Source organism: Fulvivirga aurantia (assembly GCF_009711475.1).
GTDB classification, from domain to species: Bacteria; Bacteroidota; Bacteroidia; order Cytophagales; family Cyclobacteriaceae; genus Fulvivirga; species Fulvivirga aurantia.
The window spans coordinates 1-5,766 of the sequence record NZ_SMMD01000694.1 but is presented as its reverse complement, the minus strand read 5'-3'; the positions used below and the strand labels follow the sequence as shown (position 1 = coordinate 5,766).

Annotated in this window: 8 protein-coding genes; 4 read left to right on the top strand and 4 right to left on the bottom strand. The window is 41.7% G+C overall.

All coding sequences use genetic code 11. The features are described 5' to 3' along the window. Positions 1-48: 48 nt before the first annotated feature. Complete coding sequence (locus tag E1176_RS07550; RefSeq protein ID WP_155209997.1) at positions 49-954, top strand: LysR family transcriptional regulator; 906 nt, start codon at positions 49-51, stop codon at positions 952-954. 11 nt (positions 955-965) lie between these two features. Here the strand turns inward: E1176_RS07550 and E1176_RS07545 are convergent, their stop codons facing one another. Together E1176_RS07545 and E1176_RS07540 are read right to left on the bottom strand one after the other, a co-directional pair. Next, positions 966-1,745, bottom strand: coding sequence for a TonB family protein (locus E1176_RS07545; protein WP_155209996.1), 780 nt, complete (start codon positions 1,743-1,745; stop codon positions 966-968). A gap of 103 nt (positions 1,746-1,848) precedes the next feature. Beyond that, positions 1,849-2,685: a universal stress protein gene (locus E1176_RS07540; protein WP_155209995.1), complete on the bottom strand. Its 837-nt coding sequence runs from the start codon at positions 2,683-2,685 to the stop codon at positions 1,849-1,851. 142 nt (positions 2,686-2,827) lie between these two features. Between E1176_RS07540 and E1176_RS07535 the strand changes: the two genes are divergently transcribed. Continuing rightward, on the top strand, positions 2,828-3,325 hold the full coding sequence (locus E1176_RS07535; protein WP_155209994.1) for a hypothetical protein: 498 nt from the start codon (positions 2,828-2,830) through the stop codon (positions 3,323-3,325). Here the strand turns inward: E1176_RS07535 and E1176_RS07530 are convergent. Together E1176_RS07530 and E1176_RS07525 are read right to left on the bottom strand one after the other, a co-directional pair. After that, entirely contained in the window at positions 3,322-3,759 is a 438-nt protein-coding gene (locus tag E1176_RS07530) for a DUF2214 family protein (protein ID WP_155209993.1), read from the bottom strand. The two genes, E1176_RS07535 and E1176_RS07530, sit on opposite strands and share 4 nt — an antisense overlap. Further along, positions 3,756-4,556: an alpha/beta fold hydrolase gene (locus E1176_RS07525; RefSeq protein WP_155209992.1), complete on the bottom strand. Its 801-nt coding sequence runs from the start codon at positions 4,554-4,556 to the stop codon at positions 3,756-3,758. The genes E1176_RS07530 and E1176_RS07525 overlap by 4 nt, the downstream gene beginning before the upstream one ends. 57 nt (positions 4,557-4,613) lie before the next feature. Here E1176_RS07525 and E1176_RS07520 point away from each other — a divergent pair, with 57 nt between their 5' ends. Together E1176_RS07520 and E1176_RS07515 are read left to right on the top strand one after the other, a co-directional pair. After that, positions 4,614-5,015 (top strand): hypothetical protein, encoded by a 402-nt coding sequence (locus tag E1176_RS07520; RefSeq protein WP_222933110.1) that lies wholly within the window; start codon positions 4,614-4,616, stop codon positions 5,013-5,015. Then, positions 5,012-5,766: SDR family NAD(P)-dependent oxidoreductase (locus E1176_RS07515; protein ID WP_155209990.1), on the top strand; the 755-nt coding region annotated here is incomplete at its 3' end. The genes E1176_RS07520 and E1176_RS07515, both read left to right, overlap by 4 nt.

The window sequence follows — 5,766 nt, the reverse complement described above, 5'->3', positions numbered from 1 at the left end:
TCATAAATTTTTATTTAATATATTTATGGTATTCATAAACTAACATTTATGCACTACACATTACACCAACTGAAAGTATTCACCAAAGTCGTTGAATATCAGAGTATTACAAAAGCTGCAGAATCGTTATTCCTAACACAGCCAGCGGTATCAATTCAGCTCAAAAAATTGCAGGAACAATTTGATATACCCCTTACAGAAGTGATCGGAAGAAAGCTTTTTGTCACTGATTTTGGCAAACAAATAAGTGCATTGGCTGAGCAGCTTTTAGAGGGGGCGGAGCTCATCAACGATACTACCAATCAGTACAAAGGATTGCTTACAGGTAAGTTACAAATTGCCTCGGTGTCTACGGGTAAGTATGTAATCCCCTACTTTCTCACAGAGTTTGTAAACCAACACCCCAATGTAGACATCAATGTAGACGTTACCAATAAGCAACTGGTGGTAGAAAGTCTGGCCAATAACAGTACAGATTTTGCCTTGGTGTCGGTACTACCAGAGCTAAAGCTTAATAAAATTGAGCTTATGGAGAATGTGCTTCACCTGGTTTGCGGAAGACAGTATTACGATAAAATAAATCAGTTTAGGGTAAAGAATATGAATAAATATCCGTGGATTTTTAGAGAGAAAGGTTCTGCTACCAGAATGGCTATGGAGATATATCTGGAAAAACATCAGATCACTCCTGTGCGTAAAATGGAACTTACCTCAAATGAAGCTGTAAAACAGGCTGTAATGGCTGGTCTCGGTGTCTCAATTATGCCTTTAATTGGATTAAGGCATGAATTAGAACTTGATTATTTACGGACTGTCAACCTTAAGCAACTCCCAGTAAAGACCAGCTGGAATCTCGTTTGGTCTTCGGGCAAGAGTTTATCTCCGGCAGGTGAAGCGCTCATTGCGCACATCGAGGAGCACAAAGAGCAAGTGATCAAAGAAAACTTTGAGTAAGGAACCGATACTTACCCCAGGGTAAAGAATATGGGTATCATCATTCTTACTCGCACCGGCTGCCCTCTTTGCTTACCTGGCGCCCAGTGAGGTGCGTTTTTTATAACTCTAATCGCCTCTTCATCACAACCTCCACCAATGCCTTTAATCACCACCACATCAGTCAGGCTGCCATCTGTATTTACCACAAACTGCACGAAAACCTTTCCCTCAATACCTAAGCGTCTGGCTCCGGCAGGGTAATTAATTTCTTCCCCCACATACTTAAAAAAGGCCTGTAGCCCCCCTTCTGGTGCTGGAGGATCTTCTACGATCGTGAAAATTTCTTCTGCTACTTCTTCGACTGGTTCTTCCATTTCAATCGCTACTGGTTCTTCATAACTGATGGCTTCTTCTTCAGTAATCTCAACGTCAAAATCGACTGTAATATCTTCTACCAATTGCTCCTCACTCACTTCGATAATATTGGGCTGCTGCACTATCTTATTTGGTGGTGGTGGAGGTTGCTTGGTAAGCGGTATTTCTATCAGTGATTCGGTAGTAGCTCCTGCCTGCACTATCTCTACCAGCTCTTGCTTGTCATAGGTTTTCCATTCAAAGAGAAGAATTACAACGACTAAACTCAGCATCAAACCTAGACTAAAGTACAGTTTTACGTCAGCTTTGAATTTTTTGTAGGAACGCTTTTTATGCGCAATGAGATAAGAGACTACTTCGGCCTGTCGCTGTGCTTTGGTTTTGCGATGGCTTACTTTTAATCTGTTTACGTATTCTTTTTGTAGGGGTAACATGATAGTGGCATTTGGTTACCTCAATATGCCTCCACAACTGATATATTATCATGATATTCAATGGGTTACAAAATGATTATTGTCATATTGAGCCCAAAACCGATCAATCGAAGTGGTAAGTCCACATGAGTTTATTGGCATGGTTTACTACGTCTTCTGTGAGGCTACCCATTAGCAATTTGGCAAATCCTCTTCGGCCATGAGTTCCCATAGCGATCATATCGGCATTCACTTTTTCAGCGAAAGCCATGATCCCCTCCTCCTCATACATATCGTTGTAGACGTTGATCGTATAGTTTTGAAGCATGTAGCGATCCGCCACCTTTTGTAAAGCTGGATAGGCCACACTGTCTTTCTCAAAGTTGCCGGGTGTGTTGATTCTCACCATGTGTATTTTGGCATTGAAAAACTCCTGCAACTGCTTCAATTGGTTCATCAGACTTTCTGACACCTCCATGCCTCCGGTAGCAAAGGCAATATGGTCTATGGTATTTACATTGATCGATTCTCTCACCGTCATTACAGGACAGCTGGCTCTTCTTACTACTTTTTCAGTATTTGAGCCTATAAAGAACTCTCTCAAGCCGGAAGCCCCCTTGGTACCCATGATGATCAGGTCGTGCTCCTCTTCCAGTAGCTTATCCACGATGGTACGATACGGGTTGCCTATAACTACAGAAACGGTGAGTTTCTCTGTATCAACACCTCCAAGAAAAGCATCCATTCGCTCCTCACCCTTACTTTTGAGAAGGTCTAAAAACTCTTTGTCGTACCCCTGAGGTGGAGCCATACCAATGGGGTCTATCACCCCACCCACAGGAAATTCAACCGCATGGATGACTTCAATTTCTGAATTGTTTTTGTCTGCGATCTGCAAGGCCAGCTCCAGGGCATACTTAGATTGTTTTGAAAAGTCGACAGGTACTATGATGTTTTTCATGGTGTAGAAATTTTCTTTACATCAAATTTCCAGCTCTTTTCACCTAATTCTACTGAGCTTGATCAAGACAGAAGCTGACATCTGTCATGTGCCTTGCCATAACTTTTGGACTCATAGGGTTGTTTTCTGACAAAATGATTAAATGCTAAGTCTAAAAACCCACCAACCTCTACCTGCAGATTTTAAGGTACACACCATCAGAAAAACGTATGATGTATATCAAAAAGAAGAAACCATCTGGGAGTGGTTAAATGACCCAAAAACCTTTACTGACAACCAGATATGGCCATATCGTGTAGAATTTGCTCGCACACCCGATCAGGAAAAAGATTTTGAAGAAGGTGTTTTTAATGCTCACCATGGCCCATTTATGTCTTTTACAGGAGTGCTTGGTAAAATAGAACCCAACTACCGTGATCTCAAGTATTTATATGGCAGTTATTTTCTTTCTATGCGGTGGATAAGGCCTGCCAGATTACAATTCTGGACAGAGAAAAAAAGTGATAAAACTGTGGTGACCATGCAGCTCGATAGCTTTGTAAAACCCGGATTTTACGGAATTTGGAACTGGAGCCAAAATTACTTCTGGAATCGTTTCGGCAGGTGGCTCAATAAATCAGTAAAAAAAAGAGCCCGTTAAAGGCCGACTCCTTGTGCCATAAGTGTGGCCAAAACCGGGATAATAATCAGCAAAACCAGCTCTACCAATACTATTTTCTTAATTCTTGATGGGATCGTAATTACATCATCAGAGGCTCCTTTTCTATTCTTAAAGTAAAAAACAGTAGGCCATAGCGACAAGATACCTACCAGTACGAAAAGGCCAACTTTTGCATGAAACAGCCCATTTTGATTGTAATAAGCCTCAGGCTTGCCCGTACCAAACCAAAGGTATAAACCAGCCGCAACTACAATGAGCGAACTTAAGCCATAAATACCATCGATTACAAAAAGCTTTTTCACCAACTTTCTGCTCACCTGTTTCTGAATAAGCACAAACTCAACCACCACCATGGCAAAGACAATCATAATACCTAAAAAGTGAATATATCGGGTTAAGATCAGTTCGGTCATACGGCTACACGTTGCGTGGTTGATGCAGGGGTGGTTAGAAATTCTTTCACCAAGATATTAAACGATTTTGGATTGTCAATATTACAGATATGTCCGGCCTTGGGTATAACTTTTAGGTTTACGTTTTCATGCTTATCTGTAAAGCGTTTGGCCGCTTTCAAAAACACAAAATCATCTTCCCCCATCACCACCAGGGCTGGAAAGTTTATGTCCTGATTGTAGAATCTCCTGAGCGTCATAAAAAAAGTAGAATACAGCCCCAGCCATTTGAGATACTCTTTATTTGTGATCTTCTGGGCATGAATCTGATAAACTCTTCTGGAAAGTTGGTGCCTTTTTTTAGGCATGAGCAAATAAGAAAACACGCTATACATTTGAGGATAGCTGAGAAAAAGATTGAAAAATCTGGCGAGATGCACAAACCCTTTGACCAGCCAGTTTGCCTTAAAAATACCACCTGCCATCACCACCCGATCTACCAATTGCGGCTTTCTCATACTAAGGTCTTGTATAAGTACGCTACCAAACGAGAGCGTGATAAAGTGCGCTCGCTCAATCTTTAAGTGGTCTATCACCAGTATGATGTCACGGGCGATTAAATCAAAAGAGTAGCGCTTTTTCTCAGGCTCTATATTTTTTGACTGCCCATGATCGCGCAGGTCGATCGCCAATAAATTATAATCATTTTTAAAAGCCTCCCACTGTTGGTTCCAGGCGGCACTGCTACCGCCAGCGCCATGTAGAAATATGATCCAGGTGGCGTTAGGTGAGTGATTATGTATTTTATAATGCAGCACATCATCTAAACATTAATCTAAGATAATGGTTGATTCTGCATGGAAATGTGGCGCTCAATGATAGATTTTGGTCTGGTTGTTCTCATCTGGATGACGCAGCTCATAGTCTACCCCGGTTTTGGTTACTACGTAAAAGTTGACCTCAACAGATGGCATAAATCATACAAACAAAGAATTACGGTAATTGTAGCTCCGCTGATGTTTGCTCAGGTAGGCATCATCGCTTATCAGATACTCTATCAAATTCACATTTTTCATATTATCTCAGCCATACTGGTTGTGTTGGTATGGGTCAACACTTTCTTTTTCGCAGTTCCGCTTCACAATAAAATCACCAATGACGATGTACCCATTTCTCGCGCCAGCGATTTAGTAAAAGTAAATTGGTACCGTACCATCATGTGGACGATCATATGGTTGATTGGCCTCTATGAATTGTCTTACAAGTCTATGTTATGAGCATTTCTCAATCACTTAAAAATAAAATAAAACATAAATATGGCGATTGGGCACTCATAACCGGGGCGTCATCCGGCATTGGCCGCGCCCTGGCAGATGCTATCGCACAATGTAATTTAAACGTAGTGCTTACCGCCCGAAGTGAGGATAAATTAAACGAATTGGCTGAGAGCCTTAACAAAGCATATGGTATTGAAGCGAAAGTTATACCTGCAGATTTGTCTAACACGGAAGAAGTCGAAAAACTGATTGGACAGTGTGGTAACATCGACATAAGCTTACTGGTGGCCGCTGCTGGCTTTGGTACATCAGGAGAAATAAAAAACTCGACCGCCAAGGATGAAATGGATATGCTGCAGGTCAATTGTGGCGCTTTATTAAGGCTCGCACATCATTTTGCGGATAAATTTGTGCGTCAGAAAAAAGGTGGAATTATACTTCTCAGTAGTATGGTGGGTTTTCAGGGAGCACCATTTGCCGCTAACTATGCAGCTACCAAGGCCTATGTACAATCTCTGGCGGAGGCCATGTATCATGAGCTAAAACCGCATGGTGTAGATGTGCTCAGCGTAGCACCCGGCCCTGTAAATACTGGTTTTGCTCAGCGTGCCAACATGCAAATGGACATTGCGCTCAAACCGGAAGACATTTGTAAACCGGTGCTCAAGGCTTTGGGTAAGAAATCTACAGTTTTGCCCGGCCCTTTGACCAAATTTCTCGTTTATTCAATGAGAGTATTTCCCAGGTCTAT

Bases quoted from the DNA above. Each gene is read 5' to 3' on its own strand.
- E1176_RS07550 (WP_155209997.1), top strand. From the start codon at position 49: ATGCACTACACATTACACCAACTGAAAGTATTCACCAAAGTCGTTGAA.
- E1176_RS07545 (WP_155209996.1), bottom strand. From the start codon at position 1,745: ATGTTACCCCTACAAAAAGAATACGTAAACAGATTAAAAGTAAGCCAT.
- E1176_RS07540 (WP_155209995.1), bottom strand. From the start codon at position 2,685: ATGAAAAACATCATAGTACCTGTCGACTTTTCAAAACAATCTAAGTAT.
- E1176_RS07535 (WP_155209994.1), top strand. From the start codon at position 2,828: ATGCTAAGTCTAAAAACCCACCAACCTCTACCTGCAGATTTTAAGGTA.
- E1176_RS07530 (WP_155209993.1), bottom strand. From the start codon at position 3,759: ATGACCGAACTGATCTTAACCCGATATATTCACTTTTTAGGTATTATG.
- E1176_RS07520 (WP_222933110.1), top strand. From the start codon at position 4,614: ATGATAGATTTTGGTCTGGTTGTTCTCATCTGGATGACGCAGCTCATA.